Annotated in this window: 18 protein-coding genes and 3 pseudogenes; 7 read left to right on the top strand and 14 right to left on the bottom strand. The window is 65.5% G+C overall.

The window, feature by feature from the left end; translation table 11 throughout:
• Positions 1 to 11: 11 nt before the first annotated feature.
• The gene (locus G6N13_RS06350) at positions 12 to 1,370 is read left to right on the top strand and encodes a WS/DGAT/MGAT family O-acyltransferase (protein WP_163695341.1); all 1,359 of its coding nucleotides are present in this window, start codon (positions 12 to 14) and stop codon (positions 1,368 to 1,370) included.
• 55 nt (positions 1,371 to 1,425) lie between these two features.
• On the opposite strand, the gene G6N13_RS06345 is transcribed toward G6N13_RS06350, so the two are convergent.
• Entirely contained in the window at positions 1,426 to 1,935 is a 510-nt protein-coding gene (locus G6N13_RS06345) for a lipoprotein LpqH (protein ID WP_163695338.1), read from the bottom strand.
• A gap of 184 nt (positions 1,936 to 2,119) precedes the next feature.
• Between G6N13_RS06345 and G6N13_RS06340 the strand changes: the two genes are divergently transcribed.
• From G6N13_RS06340 to G6N13_RS06330, 3 genes are read left to right on the top strand one after another with little or no spacing between them, the layout of a single operon-like run.
• A complete protein-coding gene (locus G6N13_RS06340; RefSeq protein WP_163701787.1) occupies positions 2,120 to 3,031 on the top strand; it encodes a haloalkane dehalogenase in 912 nt (303 codons plus the stop codon).
• Between the two features lie 8 nt (positions 3,032 to 3,039).
• A complete protein-coding gene (gene tgt / locus G6N13_RS06335) occupies positions 3,040 to 4,272 on the top strand; it encodes a tRNA guanosine(34) transglycosylase Tgt (RefSeq protein WP_163695335.1) in 1,233 nt (410 codons plus the stop codon).
• A 4-nt stretch (positions 4,273 to 4,276) separates the two neighbouring features.
• Positions 4,277 to 5,536 carry a cytochrome P450 gene (locus G6N13_RS06330; protein ID WP_163695332.1) on the top strand — a complete coding sequence of 420 codons (1,260 nt, stop codon included), beginning with the start codon at positions 4,277 to 4,279 and terminating at the stop codon, positions 5,534 to 5,536.
• 364 nt (positions 5,537 to 5,900) lie between these two features.
• Here G6N13_RS06330 and G6N13_RS24915 read toward each other — a convergent pair.
• The 9 genes and pseudogenes from G6N13_RS24915 to G6N13_RS06285 all read right to left on the bottom strand — a co-directional run.
• Positions 5,901 to 6,011, bottom strand: a pseudogene (locus tag G6N13_RS24915) (oxidoreductase); the annotation flags it as partial.
• Positions 6,012 to 6,053: 42 nt separating this feature from the next.
• A complete protein-coding gene (locus G6N13_RS06320) occupies positions 6,054 to 7,427 on the bottom strand; it encodes a flavin monoamine oxidase family protein (RefSeq protein WP_163695325.1) in 1,374 nt (457 codons plus the stop codon).
• A 30-nt stretch (positions 7,428 to 7,457) separates the two neighbouring features.
• A pseudogene (gene glnQ / locus G6N13_RS06315) lies at positions 7,458 to 7,730 on the bottom strand (glutamine ABC transporter ATP-binding protein GlnQ); the annotation flags it as partial.
• Positions 7,731 to 7,829: 99 nt separating this feature from the next.
• Positions 7,830 to 8,060: a transporter substrate-binding domain-containing protein gene (locus tag G6N13_RS24910; protein ID WP_235677947.1), complete on the bottom strand. Its 231-nt coding sequence runs from the start codon at positions 8,058 to 8,060 to the stop codon at positions 7,830 to 7,832.
• Positions 8,057 to 8,941, bottom strand: coding sequence for a tRNA glutamyl-Q(34) synthetase GluQRS (gene gluQRS, locus G6N13_RS06305; RefSeq protein ID WP_163695324.1), 885 nt, complete (start codon positions 8,939 to 8,941; stop codon positions 8,057 to 8,059). Before gluQRS ends, G6N13_RS24910 begins: the two co-directional genes overlap by 4 nt.
• A 9-nt stretch (positions 8,942 to 8,950) precedes the next feature.
• On the bottom strand, positions 8,951 to 11,809 hold the full coding sequence (locus tag G6N13_RS06300; protein WP_163695322.1) for an MMPL/RND family transporter: 2,859 nt from the start codon (positions 11,807 to 11,809) through the stop codon (positions 8,951 to 8,953).
• Complete coding sequence (locus G6N13_RS06295) at positions 11,806 to 12,243, bottom strand: MmpS family transport accessory protein (protein ID WP_163695320.1); 438 nt, start codon at positions 12,241 to 12,243, stop codon at positions 11,806 to 11,808. Before G6N13_RS06295 ends, G6N13_RS06300 begins: the two co-directional genes overlap by 4 nt.
• Entirely contained in the window at positions 12,240 to 13,994 is a 1,755-nt protein-coding gene (locus G6N13_RS06290; RefSeq protein ID WP_163695317.1) for an ABC transporter ATP-binding protein, read from the bottom strand. Before G6N13_RS06290 ends, G6N13_RS06295 begins: the two co-directional genes overlap by 4 nt.
• Complete coding sequence (locus tag G6N13_RS06285; RefSeq protein ID WP_163695315.1) at positions 13,991 to 16,537, bottom strand: ABC transporter ATP-binding protein/permease; 2,547 nt, start codon at positions 16,535 to 16,537, stop codon at positions 13,991 to 13,993. The genes G6N13_RS06290 and G6N13_RS06285 overlap by 4 nt, the downstream gene beginning before the upstream one ends.
• A gap of 365 nt (positions 16,538 to 16,902) precedes the next feature.
• Here G6N13_RS06285 and bfr point away from each other — a divergent pair, with 365 nt between their 5' ends.
• Positions 16,903 to 17,391: a bacterioferritin gene (gene bfr, locus G6N13_RS06280; protein WP_108052596.1), complete on the top strand. Its 489-nt coding sequence runs from the start codon at positions 16,903 to 16,905 to the stop codon at positions 17,389 to 17,391.
• On the opposite strand, the gene G6N13_RS06275 is transcribed toward bfr, so the two are convergent.
• Positions 17,388 to 18,458 carry an ATP-dependent DNA ligase gene (locus G6N13_RS06275; protein WP_163695312.1) on the bottom strand — a complete coding sequence of 357 codons (1,071 nt, stop codon included), beginning with the start codon at positions 18,456 to 18,458 and terminating at the stop codon, positions 17,388 to 17,390. The two genes, bfr and G6N13_RS06275, sit on opposite strands and share 4 nt — an antisense overlap.
• 52 nt (positions 18,459 to 18,510) lie before the next feature.
• On the opposite strand from G6N13_RS06275, the pseudogene ligD reads away from it, so the two are divergent.
• Positions 18,511 to 19,565: pseudogene (ligD, locus tag G6N13_RS06270) on the top strand (non-homologous end-joining DNA ligase).
• A gap of 232 nt (positions 19,566 to 19,797) precedes the next feature.
• Here ligD and G6N13_RS06265 read toward each other — a convergent pair.
• The 3 genes from G6N13_RS06265 to G6N13_RS06255 form a co-directional block, all read right to left on the bottom strand.
• Positions 19,798 to 20,064: a nuclear transport factor 2 family protein gene (locus G6N13_RS06265; RefSeq protein ID WP_407663910.1), complete on the bottom strand. Its 267-nt coding sequence runs from the start codon at positions 20,062 to 20,064 to the stop codon at positions 19,798 to 19,800.
• A gap of 66 nt (positions 20,065 to 20,130) precedes the next feature.
• On the bottom strand, positions 20,131 to 21,366 hold the full coding sequence (locus G6N13_RS06260) for a cytochrome P450 (protein ID WP_163695308.1): 1,236 nt from the start codon (positions 21,364 to 21,366) through the stop codon (positions 20,131 to 20,133).
• 636 nt (positions 21,367 to 22,002) lie between these two features.
• A complete protein-coding gene (locus G6N13_RS06255; RefSeq protein WP_163695307.1) occupies positions 22,003 to 22,365 on the bottom strand; it encodes a hypothetical protein in 363 nt (120 codons plus the stop codon).
• A 10-nt stretch (positions 22,366 to 22,375) separates the two neighbouring features.
• Here G6N13_RS06255 and G6N13_RS06250 point away from each other — a divergent pair, with 10 nt between their 5' ends.
• Positions 22,376 to 23,617: a PecA family PE domain-processing aspartic protease gene (locus G6N13_RS06250; RefSeq protein ID WP_163695292.1), complete on the top strand. Its 1,242-nt coding sequence runs from the start codon at positions 22,376 to 22,378 to the stop codon at positions 23,615 to 23,617.
• The last annotated feature ends 422 nt before the right edge of the window (positions 23,618 to 24,039 follow it).

Genomic DNA, 24,039 nt, shown 5'->3' with positions numbered 1-24,039 from the left:
GGAGGTCCTTGATGGAGCTGATGTCGCCGACTGATTCGATGTTTTTGCTGGCCGAGTCGCGTGAACACCCGATGCACGTCGGCGGCTTGCAATTGTTCGAGCCACCCGAGGGCGCCGGACCGGAATTCCTCGCCGACATCTACGCCGAGATGCTCGCCGACAACGACGTCCAGCCCACGTTCCGCAAGCATCCGGGTGAGCTATTCGGCGGCATCGCCAACCTCACCTGGTCGTTCGACCGAGACATCGACCTCGAGTACCACCTGCGCCGCTCGGCCCTTCCCTCGCCCGGTCGAGTCCGCGAACTGCTCGAGCTCACCTCGCGGCTGCACGGCAGCCTGCTGGACCGGCACCGCCCGCTGTGGGAAACCCACCTCGTCGAGGGGCTCAACGATGGGCGGGTCGCCGTCTACACCAAGGTCCACCATTCGCTGCTTGACGGCGTCTCGGCGGTGAAGCTCATGCGTCGCTCGCTGTCCACGGATCCGCAAGACACCGAGGTCCGGGCGCCGTACAGCCTCCCGCCGCGTCAACGCGCCAGGGAGAAGCGCAGTGTGACACCGGTGAGTGAGCTGAAGCGACTGGCCGGATCGATCGCCGGCCTGGCGCCCTCGGCGTTGACCGTGGCCCGCGCCGGCCTGCTCGAGCAACAGCTGACGTTGCCGTTCGGGGCGCCCAAGACGATGTTCAACGTGTCCATCGGCGGGGCCCGTCGGGTGGCGGCGCAGTCCTGGCCCATCAAACGCATCGTCGCCATCAAGGACGCTGCCGGCGTCACCGTCAACGACGTCATCCTGGCGATGTGTGCGGGCGCCCTACGCGCGTACCTCATTGAGCACGACGCGCTGCCTGACCGGCCGCTCATCGCCATGGTCCCGGTCAATCTGCGCTCCGAGAACGACTCCAGCGGCGGAAATCAGGTGGGCAGCATCCTGTGCAGCCTAGCCACCGATCTGAGCGATCCTGCGGAACGTCTGGCCACGATCCAGGCGTCGATCAGCGGCAACAAGGAAGTGTTCTCGCAGTTACCGAGAATGCAGCAGCTCGCCCTGTCGGCGTTCAACGTCGCACCACTGGCGCTGACCCTGTTGCCGGCGCTCGCGGCCGCGGCCCAGCCGCCGTTCAACATCGTGATCTCCAACGTGCCCGGCTCCCGTGAGCCGCTGTATTGGCGCGGGGCTCGGCTCGACGGCAACTACCCCCTGTCGATCGCACTGGACGGCCAGGCCCTGAACATCACGCTGTCCAACAACGCCGACAATCTCGACTTCGGACTGGTTGGCTGCCGGCGCAGCATCCCGCACCTGCAGCGGCTGCTGGGTCAGCTGGAAGACTCCCTGACCGCGCTCGAAGAGGCAGTCGGAGTCTAGGACAAAAAGAAGCGGCGGAGACCCCTCTGGGCGCCGCCGCTTCGTCAAGCCCCCGCTACGGGCAGGTGACCTGGATCTCGAAGGGTTTGGTCACCGGCTGCGTCGGGTTGGCCATGTCCACACCCGTTGCGGTTCCGCTGATCTTGTAGGTGTTGCCGTCCTTGGTGGCGGTCGCATTGGCTCCACCGGGCACACCCTGCGTGTAGCCCAGGGTGACGCCGTTGACGTTGCCGAGCCCGACAGACACCACCGAGGTGCCATCGCCCGAGAGCACAGCGGCTATGCCGGTCATGGCCTCGCCGATCGCTATGTTGATATTGCCGCCGGCCGTCGCGCACACGACCGAACCCTGGACGTTCTGTGCCTGGCCGTCGATCGTCACCTTGGTGCTGTCGGCACCGGCGGTTGCGGTGGCAGTTCCGGCTGCGCTGCTTGTCGCCGCCGCGGAAGTAGTCGCTTTCGCGGTCGTCGTCGACGTCGACTTGTTGTCGTCCTTGGAACAACCGGACAACCCGGCCACCAAGACTGCGGCGCCGGCTACGGTCACCACCAATCCACGCTTCACCGATGTCTCCTTAGGTAGGCGTGATCCGTCGCCATTGACGGATCATCGCAGTGAAGTATGTGTCGCGAACTTCCGCTGGTGGCAGTAATGGACGAAATATTCGCCCAACAGCGAACTCGCAGAAATTGACCCAAGCATGGGGCAAATCCCGGACGGCGCGCGAAAAATCGGTATCTTCACCGTCGTGCAGAGCTTGCGAACACCGGACGATCGATTTACTGAAATCCCCAATTTCCCTTATTCGCCGCGCTATTGCGAGCTCGACGATGATGAAGGGGGTCGCGTCCGGGTGGCTTGGATCGAAGACGGGCCCGCCGATGCCGACCCGATTCTGTTGTTGCATGGCGAACCGTCCTGGTCGTTTTTGTACCGCAACATGATTCCGGTGTTGGTCGCCGCCGGGCATCGGGTGATCTGCCCGGATCTGGTCGGGTTCGGCCGATCCGACAAGCCCACCCGCCGCGAGGATCATACTTACGCCCGCCACGTCGAATGGATGCGCGCGTGCGCGTTCGATGTCCTCGATCTGCACCGCGTGACTCTGTTCGGTCAGGACTGGGGCGGGCTGATCGGGCTGCGGCTCGCGGCCGAGAATCCGGACCGGTTTGCCCGCATCGTCGTCGCCAACACCGGGCTGCCGACGGGCGACTTCAACATGCCGGAGGTGTGGTGGCAATTCCGCGAGGCGATCCAGACCTCCCCGAACATCGATGTGGGGCGGTTCGTCGACTCGGGCTGCCAGCGGCCGATGGCGGATGACGTGCGGGAGGCTTATAACGCACCGTTCCCCGACGACAGCTTCTGCGCCGGTCCGCGCGCGATGCCTGGGCTGGTGCCGACCACCCCGGACGATCCCGCCTCCGAGGCCAACCGCAGCGCGTGGTCGGTCTTGTCGGCCAGCTCGATCCCGATGCTGGTCGCGTTCAGCGACGGTGACCCGATCACCGGCGCGATGGCACCGATCTTCCAACAGATGCCCGGTGCTCAGGGTCGGGATCACCCGACCATTCACGGCGCCGGGCATTTCCTGCAAGAGGATGCCGGTAAGGAGCTTGCCGCCCACATGGTGCGGTTCCTGGAGTCAGACGCTGGTTAGATAACCCGGTGCCGTTCTTCACCGTCGACGTCGAGCTAGCTGGCCGTCGTGGGCGCAGCGGCGTGATCCACACCCCGCACGGCGATATCCACACCCCGGCGTTCGTCGCGGTCGGCACCAAAGCGACGGTCAAGGCGGTACTACCGGAGACGATGCGTGAGCTCGGCGCGCAGGCCGTGCTCGCCAACGCCTACCACCTGTACCTGCAGCCTGGACCCGACATCGTCGATGAGGCGGGTGGCCTTGGCGCGTTCATGAACTGGCCCGGGCCGACATTCACCGACAGCGGCGGGTTTCAGGTGCTCTCGCTGGGAGCGGGTTTCCGCAAGGTGCTGTCGATGGATGCCAATCGGGCGCAGGCCGACGATGTGATCGCCGAAGGCAAGCAACGTCTAGCCCACGTCGACGACGACGGGGTGACGTTCATCTCGCATCTCGATGGATCGACGCATCGGTTCACCCCTGAGGTGTCGATGCAGATTCAGCACAAGATCGGCGCCGACATCATTTTCGCCTTCGACGAGCTGACGACGTTGGTGAATACCCGTGGCTACCAAGAGGAATCGGTGGCCCGCACCCAGGCGTGGGCGGTGCGCTGCCTCACCGAACACCGCCGGCTCACTGCGCAGCGTCCGGAGCGGCCGAGTCAGGCGCTGTTCGGTGTGGTGCAGGGCGCGCAGTACGAAGATCTGCGCCGCCAGGCGTCCCGGGATTTGGCGGGCATCGTCGATGCCGACGGGCGCGGCTTTGACGGGTACGGCATCGGGGGTGCGCTGGAGAAGCAGAACCTGGCCACGATCGTCGGCTGGTGCACCGACGAGCTGCCCGACGAGAAGCCCCGTCACCTGTTGGGGATCAGTGAACCCGACGATCTGTTTGCCGCCGTCGCCGCCGGCGCCGACACCTTCGACTGTGTGTCGCCGTCACGGGTGGCGCGTAATGCGGCGGTCTACTCGCCGACGGGCCGGTTCAACATCACCGGCGCGCGCTACCGCCGTGATTTCACCCCGATCGACGCGGACTGCGATTGCTATACCTGCGGCAACTACACCAGGGCCTACCTGCACCATCTGTTCAAGGCCAAGGAGATCCTGTCAGCGACGCTGTGCACGATCCACAACGAGCGGTTCATCATCCGGCTGGTCGATCAGATCCGCGCGGCGATCGGCGCCGGCGAATTCGACGATCTGCGCGATCACGTCCTCGGCCAGTACTACGGGCATTCAACGCGTGCAGAATAGGGAGATGACTGCTCCCGCCGAGCCGCAGGCACTCCTGCTGAAACTGCTTGATCCTGCGATCCGGGCCGACCCCTACCCGGTGTATCGGCAGATCCTCGAGGGTGGCCCGATGCAGATGCCCGAGTCCACGCTGCACGTGCTGTCCAGCTTCGCCGATTGCGACGACGTGTTGCGCCACCCCGACTCGTGCAGCGACCGGATGAAGTCCACCGCCGCCCAGCAGGCCGTCGCCGAGGGCCAGGACATCCGCCCGTTCGGCGCCCCAGGCTTCCTGTTCCTCGACCCACCCGACCACACCCGGCTGCGCCGGCTGGTCAGCAAGGCCTTCTCGCCCAGGGTGGTCAAGGCGCTCGAGCCCGATATCACCGGGTTTGTCGACGGGCTGTTGGACAAGGTCGCCGACTCGGACCACTTCGACGTCATTGAGGCGCTGGCCCATCCGTTGCCGGTCGCGGTGATATGCCGGCTGTTAGGAGTGCCGATCGAGGACGAGCCTCAATTCAGCTCGGCCTCAACCCTTCTGGCGCAGGGATTGGACCCATTTGTCACCTTCACCGGGGAGACGCAGGGTCTGGAGCAGCGGCTGGAGGCCGGATTGTGGCTGCGAGATTACCTACGCGAGCTACTCGAGCAGCGGCGCGCGCAGCCTGCCGACGACTTGATGTCGGCGCTGATCTCCGTCGAGGAATCCGGTGACCAGCTGACCGAGGAAGAGATCATCGCGACTTGCAACCTGCTGCTGATCGCAGGCCATGAGACGACGGTGAACCTGATTGCCAACGCGATTCTGGCAATGCTGCGCAACCGCGAGCGTTGGACGGCGTTGGGTACCGATTCGAGCCGAGCGGGCGCGATCATCGAGGAAACACTGCGCTATGACCCGCCGGTGCAGTTGGTCAGCCGGGTCGCCGGCGCCGATATGACGATCGGCGACATCTCGCCCGGCGGGCAGGAGCGAAGCGACCGGGGGATCATTAAGGTGCCCAAGGGCGACATCATGATGCTGCTGCTAGCCGCCGCGCATCGCGATCCGGCCGCCGTCGACCGCCCCGACGAATTCGACCCGACCCGCGGCTCGATCCGCCACCTCGCGTTCGGGCACGGGGCGCACTTCTGCCTGGGTGCTCCGTTGGCCCGGATGGAAGCCGCGGTGGCACTTTCCGCGGTGACCAAGCGCTTCCCAGATGCTCGGCTGGCCGAGGAACCGGTCTACAAGCCGCACGTCACCTTACGGGGGATGGCCCGCCTCGACGTCGTGGTGTAACCCCGCAGCACCTACCTGCGCAACACTTCGCTGAATTCTTGGTGAGCGTGCGCCCAAGATGACTCCAGGCAAAGACTGAACGTGCAAAAACTTGGCTGAAAGTGGCTCGGCCACGGTGTACGGCGGATTGGTGGATAAATGTCGCACATCCGGCGCAGTACGAAACAGGGTGATCGCCGGGTTCGCTGTCGTACCGTCCCGGTGGGGGGCAGCGGGCTTCTTCGCCGCCTATGCGTCCAGCAACCCGAGCGTGTCGCCGTGGTGGGGATCGGTCGGGGTCACGACAGGAGCAGATGTCGACAAGAAGTTCGGCAGCGGAACTGAATACAAGGGCCTGGAAGCGACCGTCACCGTGTCGTCGAACTTAGTCGCCACGGGCTTGGGCGTAGCGCAGGAATTTGACGCGCTCGACGAGGTGCGCGTCGGGCTGAGTCTCCGGCAGGTTCACCACCTCGTCGATACGATCAGGTGATGGTGACCTTGAATGCGGCTGATCCACAGGGGGATTGACGCCCGCTCAGCCGGCCAGTTCGTCGATGATCGCCTGGGCGGCCCGCTCGCCGGCGTCGACGGCACCCTCCAGGTAGGCGCTCCAATAGGTCGCGGTATCCGTTGACGCCCAGTGGATCACACCGATCGGCGCGCTGAGCGCGGCACCGTAGGAGGTCCACACGTGTGGCCCGAGGTTGGCGTTGTAGCAGCCGCGGGTCCATTGCCGATCTGACCATTCCCCATCGACGTAGAACTCGGGTTTGGCGGCCTTGCTGCCGTAATGGCGAACCAGCTCCGCAGTCAGCGCCGCACGGCGTTCCGCTAGGGGAAGTCGCCCGAACGTCCGAGCTTGATCGCCTTCGAGGAACATCAGGATCACCCCATGGTCGTCGCGGGGCAGACAGGTGTCGTTGGACATCCGTGCCGGACCGACGTCGGAGATGAGCTGGCCGTTGAATCCGTCTGCACGCCAAAAGGGTTCGTCGTAGATGAAGAACGCCTTCATCGACGAGCCGTTCGGTAGCCGCTGGGTGAGCTGATCCCGAATGCCGGACAGCGGTGGGTCGTACATGATCCGGCCGGCGAGCGTTGGCGAGATGGCGACGATGACTCGCCGACCGCGCGCGACCAATCCGCCTCGGCAGCTAACGGTGACAGTGTCTGCGGAATGCTCGATCAGTTGAACCGGGGCGTTGAGCACGATGCGATCGGCGATCAGGGCGGCCAATCGGCGCGGTATCTCGCTGGTTCCGCCAACGAACCGGGTGGTCTGGGCACCGCCTTCGGATTCCGCGAACAGCTCCGAGGTCACGCCGCAGGTCTGGATGGTGAACAGCAGATGCAGGAAGGACACCTCGGCGGTGGGCACCGCCAGGATGCCGACCGTGCAGATCTCCAGCAGGGTGCGGGCGACCGGCGACAGTCCCTGGGCGTCGTACCACGCACCCGCGGTGATGGCGTCCCATTCGGCGGCTTGGGGGGCAAGCCAGGGGGTTTCGACCGGAACTTCGGTGGCCAATTCGTCCAGGCGGCGCAGCACCCGCTCGAGTTCGGCCAACTCGCCGGCGAATCGGGAGTGAAACTCGCTCTCCCGCAGTACACCGGAGCCAACAAGGTCGTACGACGTCTCGCCGTCGTCGAACTGCGGGTAGGTCTCTACCCCGAGTTCGGCGGCCAGCGCGAACATCCGCTCGTGGGTATCGCCGATCCACTGCGCGCCGAGCTCGACCGGCAGCCCGGGCATGACCTCCTCCGTGAGGATGCGCCCGCCGACGCGGTCGTCGGCTTCCAGTACCACCGGCGTCAGTCTGGCTTCTAGAAGCTTGCGAGCGGCGATCATCCCCGAAAGCCCCGCACCCACAATCACGACGTCCGCGTCGATGTCCTGCTGATTCGGCATGGTGGACACTGTGACACAGGGCCGGTTCGGCTACAGCGGATTGAGAACCCGATCCAGGAACTGCCGGGTGCGCTCCTCCTTCGGATTGCCGATCACCTCGCCCGGTGGCCCCTTTTCCAGGATTATGCCGCCGTCGGTCAACAGCACCTGGCTGGAAACCTTTTTGGCGAACTGGATTTCGTGGGTGACGATCACCAGCGTCCAACCTTCGACCGCAAGGTCCTTCTTAGTCGACAGCCCGACCTGACCGAGAAGTGCGATGGCCTCGGCGACCGCTTCCTCCTTGGGTCGCTTCTGCACGAGCGCGATCACCAAGCCGATGACGAAGCTGATCCCGGTGAGCGGAACGGTCACCGGGATAGCGGCTTTGGCCAGCGGCCACAGGTTGTCGGCGATGAGCCTTCACACCGACCGGTGGGCGGCGTCTGCCGGCGCCCCGGTGGCATTGGCCTTCAGATATTTCTCCGAGATGGCGACGTCGACGTCATGGCCGGCGAGTTGCCCGGTCGCGGGATCCTGGAAGCTGAACGGTGCGTAGGCGCCCTCGGTGCCGACCCGCAGGACACCGCAGGACAGCGGAGCGCCGCCGTCGGGCTTCGAGCCGCAACCGCCGAGCAGCACGGCCGCGATCAAGCGGGTTGATATATCCACGGCTGGCGGGGGAGCGCGGCGGGGTCGAACTGTCGCAGCAGGTCGGCCATATCGGCAGCCGGCCAGCTCAACGACTTGGTGATCAATCCGAAGGCCTCGGCGACCCCGAGTTCGGCCAGGGTGACCGCCCCGTCGCGTTTGGCCATCCGTTTTCCTTCGGCGTTGATGACCAGCGGCACGTGGGCATAGACCGGCTGCGGATAGCCGAGGAGGTTGGCCAGGTACGACTGGCGGGGGGAGGACGACAACAGGTCGTCACCACGGACCACCTGATCGATGCCGGAGAGCGCATCGTCGACGACGACGGCCAGGTTGTAGGCCGGGACACCGTCCCCGCGGCGCACAACGAAATCATCGACCACGCCGGTGTAGCTGCCGTGCACCAGATCGGTGACCGTGTACTCGTCCGCCTCGGCGCGCAGCCGCAGTGCGGGTGGCCGGCCGGTCTCGCGCTTGGTGGCGCGTTCGGCGTCACTCAACTCGCGACAGGTGCCGGGATAGGCGCCCTCCGGGGCGTGCGGCGCACGCGGCGCGCTGAGGATATCTTTTCTGCTGCAATAACATTCGTAGGCTAGGCCTTGGTCGGCCAGGCGAACGATCACCGCGTCGTAGCGCTGCCGCTGCCGGGACTGCCACTGCGGCTGGTCATCCCACGTGACACCGATGGCGGCCAGATCGGTCAGCTGCTGGCGAGCCACATCATCGTGAGTGCGGTCGTCGAGATCCTCGATCCGGATCAGGAAGCGGCGCCCCGTCGAGCGGGCGAACAGCCAGGCGAGCACGGCGGTGCGCAGGTTGCCGATATGCAGATCGGCAGACGGGCTGGGGGCGAACCGGCCCGCGCCCGACGGTGGGCTGCTCACGCCCGCAATCTAGCTCAGCGGCCCAACGGACGTCTCGGTTGTGGCTGGCGCGGTCCGCGAGGGCCGGGGTCGGATGACGTTGATCGGCCACCAGAACCACCGGCCCAGCAGCGCGGCGATCGCCGGTGTCATGAAGGACCGCACCACGAGGGTGTCCAGCAGTAGGCCCAGCCCGATCGTGGTGCCGATCTGGCCGATGATGCGCAGATCGCTGACGACCATCGACGACATGGTGGCGGCGAAGACCAACCCGGCTACCGTGACGACGCTGCCGGTGCCGCCCATCGCGCGGATGATGCCGGTTTTGATGCCCCCGGGCAGCTCCTCCTTGAAGCGGGCGACCAACAGGAGGTTGTAGTCCGAGCCCACCGCGAGCAGAGCGATCACTGCCATCGCCTGCACCAGCCAATGCAGCTCGATGCCCAAGATGTACTGCCAGAGAATGATTGACAGTCCGAAGGCCGCGCCCAACGACACCAGGACGGTACCGACGATCACCAGCGCCGCGACCAGGCTGCGCGTCATCACCACCATGATCATGAAGATCAGGCACAGGGCGGCGATTCCCGCGATCAGCAGATCGTATTTGGAACCGTCGGCCATGTCCTTGAAGGTGGCCGCGGTACCCGCCAGCGAGATCGTGGCATCCTCCAGCGGGGTGGCCTTGACGGCTTCGATCGCCGCGACCTTGATCGGCTCGACATGTGAAATGCCTTCGAGCGAGGCGGCATCACCGCGATGCGAGATGATGAACCGCACTGACTTACCGTCCGGCGACACGAAACTCTTCATTCCGCGCTGGAAGTCGGGATTGTCGAACACATCCGGCGGCAGATAGAAGGAGTCGTCGTTCTTGGCGTCGTCGAACGCCTTGCCCATGGCCGTCGAGTTCTGGCTCAGCTCTTCGAGCTGGTTCCACATGCCCGACATGGTGCTGTAGGTCGTCAGCATCATCTGCTGCATGTTCTGCATGGTGGTGATCATCGGCGGGACGGTGGCGAGCATCTCCGGCAAGAGCCGGTCCAATTCGCCCATGCTGGCAATGAGCTTGTCCGTGCCGGCGGTCATCTCGTCGACGCCGTCCATCGTGTCGAATATCGATCGGGTGGACCAACACAGCGGGATGTTGTAGCAGTGCGGTTCCCAGTACAGGTAGTTGCGGATCGGCCGATAGAAATCGTCGAAATCGGCTATCCGGTCCCGTAACTCGTGGATGATGCCCTGCAGCTCGGTCGTTTGGCCGACCATATCGTGCGTCACGCCGGTCATCCTGGACATCAGGTCGTACATGCGCTTCATCGTGGCGACAGTGATGCCTATCTCGTCGGCCTGATGCTTCATGTCGGACATCCGGTCCTTCATCAGCTTCATGTTTTGGATCATGCCGACGTTCTGCATGCTGACCAGGAATGGGAGCGACGTGTGGGCAATGGGCATACCGTCGGGCCGGGTGATCGTCTGCACCCGTGCGATACCGGGAACCCGGAAGACTGACTTGGCGATCTTGTCGATCACGAGGAAATCGGCCGGGTTTCGTAGATCGTGGTCGGCCTGGACCAGCAGAATCTCGGGAGTCATCCGAGCCTGGCTGAAGTGGCGGTCGGCGGCCTGAAAGCCCTCGTTGGCGGGAATGTCCTGAGGGATGTATCGAGTGTCGTTGTAGCTGGTGCGGTATCCGGGCAGCGCTGCGAGCCCGAGCAGGACGATGGCCAGCGACCCGATGAGGATCGGGCCAGGCCAGCGCACGGTCGCCGCGCCGATCTTGCGCCACATCCGGATCCGCATGGTGCGCTTGGGTTCCAGCAGCCCGAACCGGCTGCCGACCGTCACGACGGCGGGGCCCAGTGTCAGCGCGACGGCGACACCGGCGACGATACCGGCCGCGCACGGTGGACCCAGCGACTGGAAGAAGGGCAGTCGGGTGAAGCTCAGGCAGTACGACGCGCCGGCAATGGTGAGGCCGGATCCCAGCACCACCGGGGCCGTGCCGTTGAACATCTCGTAGTAGGCGGCCTCGCGGTCCGCACCGGCCTGGCGCGCTTCCTGGTAACGGCCGACGAGGAAGATCGCGTAGTCGGTGCCGGCGGCGATCGCCAGCGAGACAAGCAGATTGACGGCGAATGTCGACAATCCGATGACGTGGTAATAGGCCAATGCGGCCACGATGCCGCGCGCCGCCGCCACCTGGATCAACACCGTCGCGATCAGCAGCACCACGGTCACGATCGAGCGGTAAAAGAACAGCAGGATCGCGATGATCACGGCGAAGCTCACCAGCGCGATCTTGGCCATGCTGTGTCCGCCGGCAGCCTCGATATCCGACTGCAGCGCAGCAGGTCCAGTTACATAGGTCTTGATTCCGGCCGGCGCAGGCGTATCTGTCACCGCCTTGCGCACCGCGGCCACCGACTCATTGGACTGGGTCGTACCCATGTTGCCGGCGAGGTTCAGCTGAACGTAGATGGCTTTGCCGTCGGCACTCTGCGCCGCCGCCTCGGTCAGTGGATCGCTCCAGAAGTCCTGGACGTTCGTGACGTGAGAGGGATCAGCCCTCAGCTTCGCAATGACGGTGTCGTAGTAGTGGTGCGCGTCCGGCCCCAGCGGTTGATCGCCTTCCAGCACGATCATCACGACGCTGTCCGACTCGGACTCGCCGAAGGCCCGGCCCAGCTGTTCCATCGCCTGTGCCGACGGGGCATCCGGTGTGCTCATCGGCACCGACCGCATCTGCGCCACCGTTTCGAGAGGCGGCACCGCGATGCTGGATACGACGACGATGCCCAGCCAGCCGAGGATGATCGGGATGGCCAGTCGCCGAATCCAGCGCGGCAGCGCCCTGGGATCGCGCAGCGATGACGGCGGTGTCATGCCGACTTCACAAAGCAATAGATGTAGGCGCTCACCGCATCCGCGGTCCGTTCCATCTTGACCTCTCCGTCGGCGGTGATGCGGCACCCGATCGAATCGCTGTTTCCTTGCGCCAGAACATTTCCCGCCATCGCGGGTGCGTTGGTGACGATCTCCACCGACCACGGCAACGTTGCCCCGTTGACCTGGTGCGGGGTCCCGCTGTCATCCAGATAGTTGATGTCGGCGACCGTTCCTGGCGGACCGAAGACCTGGTAGACAACGCGTTTGGGATCCGACTTGCGTTTTTCGTCGGACATGCTGCCGGCGTAGGTCCGAAGCTGATGGGAACCGAAGATCCCGCGCACTCGCGACACCGCGAGAACGCCGACAGCGAGTACCACCACGAGCAGCAGCGGAATCCACGCCCGCCGCGCAACAGCAAGAATCTTCATACCCGGCCAGAGGCCTCCGAGGCGATCTGCCAGCCGGCGCTGGACTCCTGTTGACGCCAGAACTCGGCGAATCGTCCACCGCGGGCGTTGAGTTCGTCGATGGTGCCCTGTTCGACGATCACCCCGTCGTCGACGAACAGAACCTGGTCGGCGTTGCGGATGGCGTCGAGCCGGTGCGCGATGATGACCCGGGTGCGCTGGCGCGGATCGTCTGTGATCGCCTGCGTGATCGACGCCGCGTTCTCGGTATCCAGCGCGCTGGTGGCCTCGTCGATCAGCAGCACTCCGGCCGGCTTGACCAGAGCGCGGGCAATGCTGACGCGTTGGCGTTCACCCCCCGACAGTGCGGTGCCGGCCTCGCCGACCTTGGTCAGCGCACCGTCGGGCAGCCGCTCGATGATGTCATCGACGCGAGCCAGTGCCATGGCTCGGTGCAGGGCGTCGGCACCGGCCTCGGGATGCCCGGCCCGGATGTTGTCGGCGATCGTTCCCTCGAACAGATACGGATGCTGGAAGACCACGCTGACCAGCGCCCGCCGGGTCTCGGGGTCGAGATCGGTCACGTCGGCACCGTCGACGAGGATCTGTCCCCGCATCGGGCTGTGCAGCCCGGCGATCAGCGACAGGATCGTGCTCTTGCCTGAGCCCGACGGCCCGACAACCGCTGTGGTGCTTCCCGGTTCGAGAGTGAAGGTGACATCCTTGAGTACCTCGGCGTCGTGATAGCCGAAGCCGACTGACCGGAATTCGATACGGGGTGAGCGTGATTCGCCCCGCGTCGGTGCGCCGCGACGCGACTGCTCGTCAAGGGGTGCGGTGGTGACGGTGTTCAGGCGCTCCAGCAGCCCGCGCGATGACTCCATGGCGCTGGACAGATCGGCCAGCACCGTGAAGGGCTCGAGGAAGCGCACCATAACAATTGCCAGCGCCACCGCGGCGGGGGCAGCGAGGTCGCCCCGCAACGTCAGCGCCGTGATGGTGGAGGCCAGCAGGATGAGCGCGAGCTGGCTGGCCACGCTGAACAGCAGTTGCCCGGGGATCTGAAACAGCAGCAGCCGCAGGGTCGCTCCACGTACGGTCGTGATCGCCGCACCGGTCTGGCTGCGGGCGGCCGTGACCCGACGGCTGGCGCGCAACGCCTGCTGGGTGCGGGCGAATTCGACGAGGCGTTCGGTCAGGGCGCTATGTGCACTGGCGTCGGCCGCATCGGCGGCGCGGACCAGTCGCTGGCTGGCGGCCAGCGCGGCGAGCATGAACGGCAGCGCGATCGCGGCGGCCACCCCCACCTGCCAGGAGACGAAGAACAGACCGACGGTGATCGCGGCGGGGAGCAGCAGGGCGCCGATGAAAGGGCTGAGCAGGTTGGCGACGAAGCCGACCAGCTCGGGTGCGCTGGCGGCAATCACCTGACGAGCGACCGCGGTGTTATCGGCGGTGAACCATCGCAGCGGAGTCTCGGTGAGCCGGTTGGCCATGGCGTGCTGGGTGGTCTCGGCGAGTGTGAACCCGATACCGAAGCCGATGCGCGCCAGGGTCATATCGACAACCCAGCCGCCGACGGTAACGGCAGTCAAGGCGCCTACCCAGGGCCAGGCATTCCCCGGGTGTGAACCGAACAACGTCGCCAGCAGCGGCACCAGCAGCAGCGCGCTCGCCGCGCGCAGGATCACCGAAATCAGCGTCAGCACAGCGTAGGTGCTCAGGTGCCCGCGAAGGTTCGTCGGGATCAACCGGATCAGACTGCGGATCATCGGGCGGCCTCACGGGTCACTCGGCTGTCCCACAGCCGGCGGTAGCGACCGTCGTTGGCGAGGAGCTCGGTGTGGGTGCCGGTCTCGGCGATCTGGCCGTGGTCGAGGACCACGATCTGGTCGGTGCCGGTGATGGTGTGCAGCCGGTGTGCGATCACCAGCACCGTGCGGTTCTGGATGAGGGTGCTCAGTGCCTGTTGCACAAGGTATTCCGACTCCGGATCGGCGAATGCGGTGGCCTCGTCGAGGATGAGGATCGGGGTGTCGGCGAGCAGCGCGCGGGCGATCGTGAGGCGTTGCTTCTCGCCACCGGACAGCTGGTTGTCGGCCCCGAGGATCGTGTCGTACCCGTTGGGCAGACGCAGGATTCGCTCGTGGATCTGAGCGTTGCGCGCGGCGTTCTCGACCTCGGCAGCGCTGGCGTCGGGACGGGCGAGCGCGATGTTGTCGCCAACGGTGGCCGCCACGAGCTGCACATCCTGGAACACGAATCCGACTCTCGTGTAGAGCTCGTCGGGCGTCAGCGACCGGATGTCGCGGCCGTCGATGCGGATCGCGCCGCTGTCCACATCGTGGAACCGCGCCAGCAGCGCCGCGAGGGTCGACTTACCCGACCCGGACGGACCGACCAGGGCAGTGACCGTTCCGGGGTTCAGCGCCAGGCTCACATCGTGGATGACCGGCAGCCCCGGGCGATACCCGAAGCTGATGCCCTCGAACGTCACGCCGCTGGCCGCGGGGGACGCTGCCGCGTCCTGTTGAGTGCCCAGCTCGGTCTCGTCGAGCGTCACCGCGATGCGTTTGGCCGCCTGCGTGCCCTCGCGGATGCCGCCCAAGCCGTAGCCGATACCCAGCAGACGGCTGCCAAACGTGGTGCCCAGCACCAGGAATGGCAGCAGCGCGGCTGGAGTGGTCCAGCCGGCGACGACGAACGCGGTGCCCGACGTCACGATCAGCCACAGGAACGTCGAGGGCCGGGTGACCAGATCCATAAAGGTCTTCTTGCCGGTGAACGGTCGCTGCCATTCGTTGAGGAAGGCGATGTAGTCATCGAGCTGACGGCGGAATGACGACGCGGCGGCACCGCCGAACACCCGGATCACGGGCTGGCCCTCCAGGAAGGCCGCCGATTCGCCGTTCATCCGCTCGGCCCACTTTGACGCCTCGGCGATCTTCGGGCCGCTCTGGTACACCATCGTCCAGGTCGTCACGATGTAGACCAGGATGGGCAGGAATAGGATCAGGGCCATCGCCCAGTCGACGGAGAACAGGTACACCAGCACCGCGATCGGGGCGACCACCGCGGCGACGGCGTCGCAGACCGCGTGGGTCACCAGGTAGTGCAGTGACAGGGTGTCGTCTTGGATGAGTTTCTTGACCGAGCCCGAGCCTCGATCGGTGAACCACCCCAACGGCATTCGCGCGAGCTTGTCCAGCAGACGCCGCCGCACTTGCGTGCTGAACCGCATATCGACCACGTGCAGCCACAAGACCAGGACTGCGCCCAGCGTGGTACCGGTGGTCAGCAGCACCACGAACAGCGTGACGGTGTTCCAGATTCGGGAGTGGTCTGCGTCGCTGAGCAACTGTTGAGCGAGCTCGACCAGCACCACGAAGGGGGCCAGCTGGAGCAGGGTGAGTAGGGCCTGCAGCACACCCGCGACGATCAGCTGTGATTTCACTGGTGCCAGCAGGTCCTTGCCGCCCTGCGAACGCCACTTGCCCCTGGTGACGGTAGGTGGTGTCGGTGTGGTCGGGCTGTCTGCGGGGGCCTGCGCGGTAGGCGTTGGTGCGTCGTCGTCGCGGCTGCTGCCCATCTCGCGGCCCCGCGTCCAATACGCCTGAGCCTTCAGCTCGGTCTTGGGGAACCCGAACGTGTCCTTCAATCTCTTGCGGAGATGTTTGAGCGCGCCGGCTTCGGGACCGGCCCATGCGGTCCAGTTCGACCAATCCCGGTCTTCGATGGCGGCGGCCAGCGAGGTGTCGTCGGTCCGGGTCACCCAGTGCAGTCGGCGTCGCGGATGTTCGGCCAGTGGGATGAGCTCGTCGTCGGCGCAGTGGCGCTCGAGGTACACCTCGATGTCGACGTCGCGCGGTAGCGCCGCCACGATGGAGTTGATCGCCGGGATCGAGGCGGAGTCGCCGATGAGCAGGAAACCGGCCGGCAGTTCCTCGGGTACTTCGAACCGGGTCGACCCGAGTGAGACCACCGGGATGGTCATGCCGGGCTTGGCCCTGGCCGCCCAGGCGCAAGCCGGGCCGGCGGGCTCATGCAGCACGACGTCGACGGCGAAACGCCCGCTGTCGGGATCGGCCCAGATGAGCGTGTAAGCCCGCTGGAACTCGGTCTTTCCGCCGGCCGGATCGGGAAACCAGAACCGAAGCCAGGCGGTCGGACCGGCGCTGACATCGGAGAATACGGTCGGTGAAAACATGGTGATCCGGACGCAGTGCGGCGCGATGCGGGCGGTTTCCTCGACGGTCGCCACGTGATCGCGCCCGCCGAAGCCGCGCAGCATCGCCCCTCCGATGCCTCGTCCCATATCGGTGTCCTCTGCTAGGGCATGTGAGTAGTTAGCCTAACCTAACCTACTGACCTCCGGGACTCCACGGGTCTGTCGTGCGGGAAATCGCAGCGGAATTTGCTTACCCTCGACGCGTGCAATTCGGTGACCGGAATGCTTTTCAGCCCGCCGCTTATTTCGCCGATTTTCTAAGGCAAGACTAACCAAATTCGTGCCAAGTCAGCCAAGCCTCATCTTATTTGCCGCCAAGGGCGAAGATGTGCCAATCTTCAAGCACGACAACCCGTCTGGCCACGTTAATCGACACGCAATCGGCACATGTGTATTAAGTTCGTCGAATACGGTATTGATTGCGGTCGGGCTAAATTTGACAGGAGAAAGTCATGCAGGGCGACAGCGAGATTCTCACCCTCCTCAATCAGCAGCTGACAAGCGAACTGACGGCGATCAATCAGTACTTCCTGCACTCAAAGATGCAGGACAACTGGGGCTTCACCGAGCTGGCCAAGCACACGCGTGACGAATCCTTCGACGAGATGCGCCATGCCGAGCGGGTGACCGACCGGATCCTGATCCTCGACGGGCTGCCCAACTATCAGCGGATCGGCACGCTGAACATCGGCCAGACGATCCGCGAACAGTTCGAGAGTGACCTCGCCCTTGAGTACGAGGTGGTCAACCGGCTCAAGCCGGCCATCGTGCTGTGCCGCGAGAAGCAGGACTCCACCACGGCCAACCTTTTCGAGGACATCGTCTCCGACGAGGAAAACCACATCGACTACCTCGAGACGCAGCTCGAGCTGATGAACAAGCTCGGTGTCGAGCTGTACTCGGCACAGTGCGTGTCCCGGCCGCCGGGCGCGCTGGGCTAGCCTGCCTGCAGCCCCGGAATGATGTCGCCGAGACTGAAGGTCAGCGGTCTCTCGAGCTGTTCGTAGGTGCACGAGCGCGGGTCGCGGTCAGGACGCCAGCGATTGAACTGCGCGGTGTGTCGGAAGCGCTCGCCCTCCATGCGGTCATAGCGCACCTCGACAACCCGCTCGGGCCGCAGCGGCACGAACGAAAGATCCTTGCCGGCGTTCCAGCGGGACCCGGCGTTCTTATGGGGCGTGCGCTCGGCCGCTTCATGCGCGGCCCAGTTCCACGGATGGCCCTCGAATTCGGTTACCAGCGGCTGCAATTCGGTAAACAGCCGACGGCGCTGGGCCATCGGAAAGGCGCCGATGACGCCCACCGACGCCAGAATGCCGTCGTCCTGAAAGAGCCCGAGGAGCAGCGAACCGATCGCGTCTTCGCTCGACTTGTGCACCCGGTAGCCCGCCACCACACAATCGGCGGTCCGCTGGTGTTTCACCTTGAACATCACCCGCTTGTCGGGTTGGTAGGTGATCGTGAGCGGTTTGGCGATCACGCCGTCGAGCCCGGCCCCCTCGAATTCGGAGAACCAGCGCTGGGCGGTCTCCGGGTCGGTGGTGGCCGGTGTGACGTGAAACGACGGGCCGGCATCGGCCAGGGCCCGCACCAGGGCGGCTCGCCGCTCGCTGAACGGCAGGCCGGTGTAGTCGTCGTCGCCGAGGGCGAGCAGATCGAAGGCCACGAACTGCGCGGGCGTCTTCTCGGCAAGCATGCGTACCCGCGAATCGGCGGGGTGGATGCGCTGCTGTAGGGCGTCGAAGTCCAGGCCAGCCCCGGTGGCGATGACGATCTCGCCGTCGATCACGCAGCGCTGGGGGAGTTCGGCCAGCGCGGCGTCGACCAGTTCGGGGAAGTACCGTGTCAGCGGCTTTTCGTTGCGGCTGCCGAGGACCAACTCGTCACCGTCGCGGAAGCAGACCGACCGGAACCCGTCCCATTTCGGTTCGTAGGAGGCGCCGGGCGGGATGGTGGGCACCGACTTGGCGAGCATCGGCGACACCGGGGGATCCACGGGCAGCTGCATCGATTCATTCTCGTCTCGTCCGTGGCGGCTGCGCGCCGGTAAGTTGAAACACGTGGCCAAGGCGGAAGAGATCGACGTCGACGGTGTCGCCGTTCGCCTCACCAGCCCCGACAAGGTCTACTTCCCCCAACTGGGGTCGAAGGGCACCAAGGGCAATCTGGTCGAGTATTACCAGACGGTGGCGACCGGCGGGCAACTGCTTGCGGCGCTGCGCGACCGGCCGACGCATCTACAGCGCTTCCCCGACGGCATCGAAGAGGAGGAGATCTACCAGAAGCGGGTGCCCGAGAAGCGCCCCGAATATCTGCAGACCTGCCGAGTCACGTTCCCGTCCGGGCGCACTGCCGACGCACTGAATGTCACCCACCCGTCGGCGATCGTGTGGGCCGCCCAGATGGGCACAATCACGTTGCACCCGTGGCAGGTTCGCTGCCCCGACACTGAGCACCCCGACGAGTTGCGAGTCGATCTCGACCCGCAACCCGGTACCGGTTTCGCCGAAGCGCGCACCATCGCCATCGACATCCTCAAGCCGGTGCTCGACGCGCTCGGGCTGATTGGCTATCCGAAGACCTCCGGGGGACGCGGGTTGCACGTCTTCGTGCGCATCCGTCCGGACTGGGATTTCGTCGCGGTGCGCCGGGCTGGGATTGCCTTAGCGCGCGAATTAGAACGCCGGGCACCCGATTTGGTGACCACCTCGTGGTGGAAAGAGGAACGCGGCCAGCGGGTGTTCATCGATTACAACCAGAACGCCCGCGACCGGACGTTCGCGAGTGCGTACTCGGTGCGGGCCACCCCGATCGCCACCGTCTCCACGCCGCTGACGTGGCAGGAGTTGGCCGACGCCGAGCCCGATGATTTCACCATCGCCACCGTGCCCGCGCTGATCGCCAAGCGCGGCGACCCGATGGCTGACCTGGATTCGGTTGCGTACTCGATCGATCCGCTGCTGGCGATGGCGGCCGCCGACGAAGAGCGCGGCCTCGGCGACCTGCCCTACCCGGAGAACCGAGCTATCCCAAGATGCCTGGCGAGCCGCCGCGCGTGCAGCCGAGCAAGAAGGTCGCGGCGCATTGGGATGAAGCCGGTAATCCGATTGAGTGAGCGCGCTCGATCGATAGGCGCGCTCAACGGGCGGGCAGTCCGTTGTCTCGACCGAGTCGAGCATCACCAGTGTGCCCGCACCGACGAGGACGTTGAGTCCGTCGAAGCACGGGCAAGACTCTCTCGTGATGCCCGATCTGCGCGGCATGTACTGGACCGACGCGGAGCCAGCGCCAGGCCAAGTGATCGCCGGCGACGCCGTCCTCACCTTGCAATTCGCCCGGTGCCCCAGTCAGCGGTAGTAGATGTCGAGCCGCTCGATCAGTCCGTCTCGGATACTGAAGACATCCGCGGCGTGGACGTAGTTCCCCGGTTCGCCGAACGGGCTGGACGCCCTGATCTGCAGGATCTCGGTGTCACCGTCAGTGAACCTAGCCTGGATCTCGGTGACCGCTTGGCCGGCGAAAACGACGGACTGATAGAAGTCCCGCAGCGCGTCGGTAGTGGTGAATTCGCCTGCGGGGTGTGACAACGTCGCGGTCGGCGAGAACAGGTTCATGAGTGCTTCGATATCGGCCTGATTGACCGCCGCGATGTACTGCTCTGAAATCGACATGGCTTGTCCTTAGCGAGGATTGATCGTGACGGGCATGTGCCGGACTCCGCTGTGCTTATTGCTGCGAACGTATTCGATGGGTCCGGTCAGCGTCACGGACTCGACGCGGTCCAACAGCACCTCGAACATCACCCTCATCTCCATGCGGGCCAGTGATGCGCCAAGGCAGAAGTGGACGCCGCGCCCGAAGGCTAAGTGCGGATTTGGATTTCGTTCGATATCGAAGTTGTAGGGGTCGGCGAACACGGCGTCATCGCGGTTGGCCGACGCCCACCACAGGGAGACCTTGTCACCGGCTCTGATCTGCTGGCCGTGCATCTCGATATCACGGGTGGCTGTGCGCCGGTTGTAGGGCGTCGACGATGCCCAGCGGAGCATCTCCTCAACCGCCACCGGAAGCAGAGTCCGGTTTGCGCGCAATTGTTCCCAGGTCTGCGGCCGCTCGCTGAGGGCAGACATCGCGATGGCGATGGAGTTGCGTGTCGTCTCGCTACCGGCGGCAACGATCAGACTGAGGAACAATCGCTGCTCGTTCTCGCTGAGCGGCTCGCCATCGATCAGCGCATGCGTCACGATGGACAGCAGATCGGTGGTGGGTGATTCGGATCGCTTGCGCACCAACAGATTCGTGCCGTAGACGAACATCTGGGCCTGTGCCTGGGCAACCCGGTCGCTGACCTCGCCGACCTCTCGTCCCTCGTAGTCGAGGGTGACGTTGGCCCAGTTCATCAACTCGTGACGATCGGTCTGCGGCACCCCAGCCAGATCCGCCACCGCCTGTAGCGGCAACTCGGCCGACACATCGATGAGGAAGTCGCAGTCGCCCTTGGCGATTGCCGCGTCGACGATGTCGATCGCGCGACGGCGCAGATCCTCTTCGATGGCGCGCAGGGCTCGCGGTGTGGTGCTTGGTGTCAGCAAGCGGCGGAACTGCGCGTGGCGCGGGTCGTCCATCATGTTCAGCAGCGCGCCCACCGCGAACTCCATCGGCATGTCCTCGAGTGTGGTGCCGCCACCCACGCGGTCACCGCCCGTCTCGGAAGAGAACGTCGCGCCGTCGGCGGAGGCCGCGACGATATCGGCGTAGCGGCTCAGGACCCAGAAGCCCTCACCACCCGGAGTGTGTGCGGTCGGCGGATGCCACCAGACCGGGGCGTCGCGCCGCAGATCGTCGAAATCGCGGTACGGGAATCCTGACGTGAACCGATCCAAGTCGGCCAGGTCAATGTCGTCCAACTTCGGCATCGCATCCTCCGGGAGCCCTTGTCACTTGGACCATACACTCGAGGACCGACTGTCTTGTCACGCATTTCGCCGATATCAGCGACCTCCCGGTGCTGGCGAAATCCAATACCTACCTGGGCGTGCGTGGCGCGAACCGCGGTGCCACCCTGAGCGCCGGCTGGGGCGGCATGTGGATGCAGAGCACCGGCGGTACGCCGGCAAACGTCGTGGGCGCAACACATCCCAAGGAGACGGTGATCTTCAACTGGGGCTACTCGACCAGCGGCTCCAGCATCGACAGCAAGCCGTACCCGATACCGAACCGCTCCCTCGTCGAGGGCATGTCGTCGTTGCCGGCCAACAGTGTCCTCGATCGCGTCGGCAACGCCCTGTACCGCGCCCGTTACGGATCGAAGTGGATCGGCGAATGGGCGTGCGCTACGACATTGAGCTCATCGCCGTGTCCGGCATCCTGGTCGACCCGGCCACCGGCTGGCAGATTCACACGTAGCCGGTGGGCGGGTTGGCTATTGGCGCGACGGCCTCCTATGGTAGATACTCAGCAAACTGGCGACCGGGCGATCGGCCCTCGCTGCCACCGGTGCATTGGGGGAACGCGATGAGGCACAGCGACCGCGGGCGGCAGCGTCGCCAGCCCTACTCGTGGCTGGGCGCCGGTGCCGTCACCCTGGGTATCGGCGCCGCCCTAGCCAGCGGCTCCGCGGTTGCCCATGCTGACACCGGCACCGGTTCGGGCTCGGACAAGGCGTCGTCGAGCAACTCGCAATCGAGCTCGGCGTCCTCGACCGCGACGAAGGCCACCGCCCATTCGGCGCGCCCCACGTCAGCCACCTCCGCGAGCGGAAATGCCAGCTCCCGCAGGGCGGCAGCCGCCGCGGCGAGCAACGCTTCTGCGGCCACGAGCCACGCCGCCGCCGCCACCTCGTCGCCCGCGGCCGCCAACTCGACGCCGAGCAACGTCTCCTCGTCGCCCGCGGCCGCCAACTCGACGCCGAGCAACGTCTCTTGGTTGCCGCCGACGCCGCCGATCGTTGCGAACGTCGCGGTGAGTCTGGCCCAGCAGCAGATCGCCGGCGCGCGCGCGCAGTTGCAACAGCAGACGTGGGGTGCCGGCAATCTCCCCGCAGGCCTGGTCGCGGTGGTTCCGCAGATCCTTCTCACACAGGCCGCGCTGGCGCTGGACACCTGGGGAGCCACGATCACGCCGGCCCAGTCGCTCTACGCCAGGACATCCGGCGTTCCGATCGTGCACGAGCTGGCCGGGGTGAGCCTGCTGGGCGCACTGCTGCTTCCGACACTGGCCACCACCGCACTCAGAAGTGCGAATCTGTTCCTGCCGCTGGTCAGTGCCTTCGGTGCCAGCGACATCACACCGGTACAGAACCTGGTGAGCACGGCCGCACAGAACGGTCGGGTCTACGCGTTGGTCCCGGTGAGCATGCGGTCGACGACCGAGCCGATCGTCTACATCTCGGTCAACGGCGGACCCAGCACGCCGGTGCTCGTCGACACCGGATCCTCGGGACTGGTGCTCACCAGGGCGTCGGTGGGCGACGCGGCACCGCTGGGCGCACCGACCGGTACCGGTACGAGCGGCTACAGCGGCGGGTTGACCTACAGCTTCACGACGTACACGACAACAGTGAACTTCGGAAACGGCATCGTCTCCGACCCCACCGGCGTCAACATCGTCGACGCCAACGACGCGGCGGCGGCCCTGAACTTCTTCCACCAGCTCGGTGGCGCGTCCGGGATACTCGGAATCGGAGCCAATGCCGCCGGCCCCGGGCCGGTCGGTCTTCCGACCACCGCGCTGCCCGGTGACCTCAGCCAGGGCGTGTTCCTCTATCAGGGTCTGTTGCTCGGGTTGGCGGGCGTAATGGTCTTCGGCCCCAACCCCCTGCCGACCCGGGCATCGGTGTCTGGTGCACCGGATGCGTACATCAACGTGAAGATCAACAACGGCACGCCGACGCAGGTCGGGGCGATCATCGACTCCGGCGGCGTGTACGGCACGATCTTGTCTTCCCAGATCGGCGGCGCCAGCAGCGTGCCGGTGGGGACCAGGATTTCGGTGTACACCCCTGACGGGGTGCTGCTGTACTCCTACATCGTCACCTCGCAGAACGCGCCGGACGTGATCGCCAGCGGGCTGATCAACACCGGGTACGTGCCGTTCCAACATGGTCCGGTCTACATCGACTACACGACGCCCGACGGCATGGGTTCGACGAATTTCGACTACGCCTGATTCACTGGCGCTCAACGCCACTCGGTTGAGTTGGCCACTTCAGCAAACTCATAGCTGACAGTTTCGGCAATTTGCGGTGCCGCGCTGCTCGGCGGGTTTACCCTCCGCAAAGGCACAGTGGCCGCTGGTCGGGGAGGTAGACAATCATGGGTGCTTCACGCTTTGTGGGTCGGGTTGGCGGATTGGCGGTGGCCCTCGGAGTCGGTGCCGCGCTGTTCTCCACGGGATACGGCGTCGCTGTGGCGGACAATTCGGCGGGATCGTCGGCGGCAGGAGGGAATTCCTCCGCGTCGAGTGCCGGACCCAAGAGTTCGTCGCACCCGGCCGCGTCATCCAAACGGCCGGCCAGCGCGGCCTCGAGCCTCGCCCTCAGCAGCGGGGGCACGAGCAGTTCTAAGCGCTCTGCCTCGGCCCCGGCAACC

The organism is Mycolicibacterium sarraceniae, from assembly GCF_010731875.1.
Taxonomy (GTDB): domain Bacteria; phylum Actinomycetota; class Actinomycetes; order Mycobacteriales; family Mycobacteriaceae; genus Mycobacterium; species Mycobacterium sarraceniae.
Note: the sequence above shows the minus strand (reverse complement) of the source record. Positions and strands in the feature narration are given on the sequence as shown.

Coding starts and splice junctions, on each gene's coding strand:
- G6N13_RS06300 (WP_163695322.1), bottom strand. CDS start 11,809: ATGACACCGCCGTCATCGCTGCGCGATCCCAGGGCGCTGCCGCGCTGG.
- G6N13_RS06320 (WP_163695325.1), bottom strand. CDS start 7,427: ATGCCGAATCAGCAGGACATCGACGCGGACGTCGTGATTGTGGGTGCG.
- G6N13_RS06275 (WP_163695312.1), bottom strand. CDS start 18,458: ATGCAGCTGCCCGTGGATCCCCCGGTGTCGCCGATGCTCGCCAAGTCG.
- G6N13_RS06330 (WP_163695332.1), top strand. CDS start 4,277: ATGACTGCTCCCGCCGAGCCGCAGGCACTCCTGCTGAAACTGCTTGAT.
- bfr (WP_108052596.1), top strand. CDS start 16,903: ATGCAGGGCGACAGCGAGATTCTCACCCTCCTCAATCAGCAGCTGACA.
- G6N13_RS06265 (WP_407663910.1), bottom strand. CDS start 20,064: ATGAACCTGTTCTCGCCGACCGCGACGTTGTCACACCCCGCAGGCGAA.
- G6N13_RS06295 (WP_163695320.1), bottom strand. CDS start 12,243: ATGAAGATTCTTGCTGTTGCGCGGCGGGCGTGGATTCCGCTGCTGCTC.
- G6N13_RS06285 (WP_163695315.1), bottom strand. CDS start 16,537: ATGGGACGAGGCATCGGAGGGGCGATGCTGCGCGGCTTCGGCGGGCGC.
- G6N13_RS06290 (WP_163695317.1), bottom strand. CDS start 13,994: ATGATCCGCAGTCTGATCCGGTTGATCCCGACGAACCTTCGCGGGCAC.
- G6N13_RS06350 (WP_163695341.1), top strand. CDS start 12: ATGGAGCTGATGTCGCCGACTGATTCGATGTTTTTGCTGGCCGAGTCG.
- G6N13_RS06260 (WP_163695308.1), bottom strand. CDS start 21,366: ATGCCGAAGTTGGACGACATTGACCTGGCCGACTTGGATCGGTTCACG.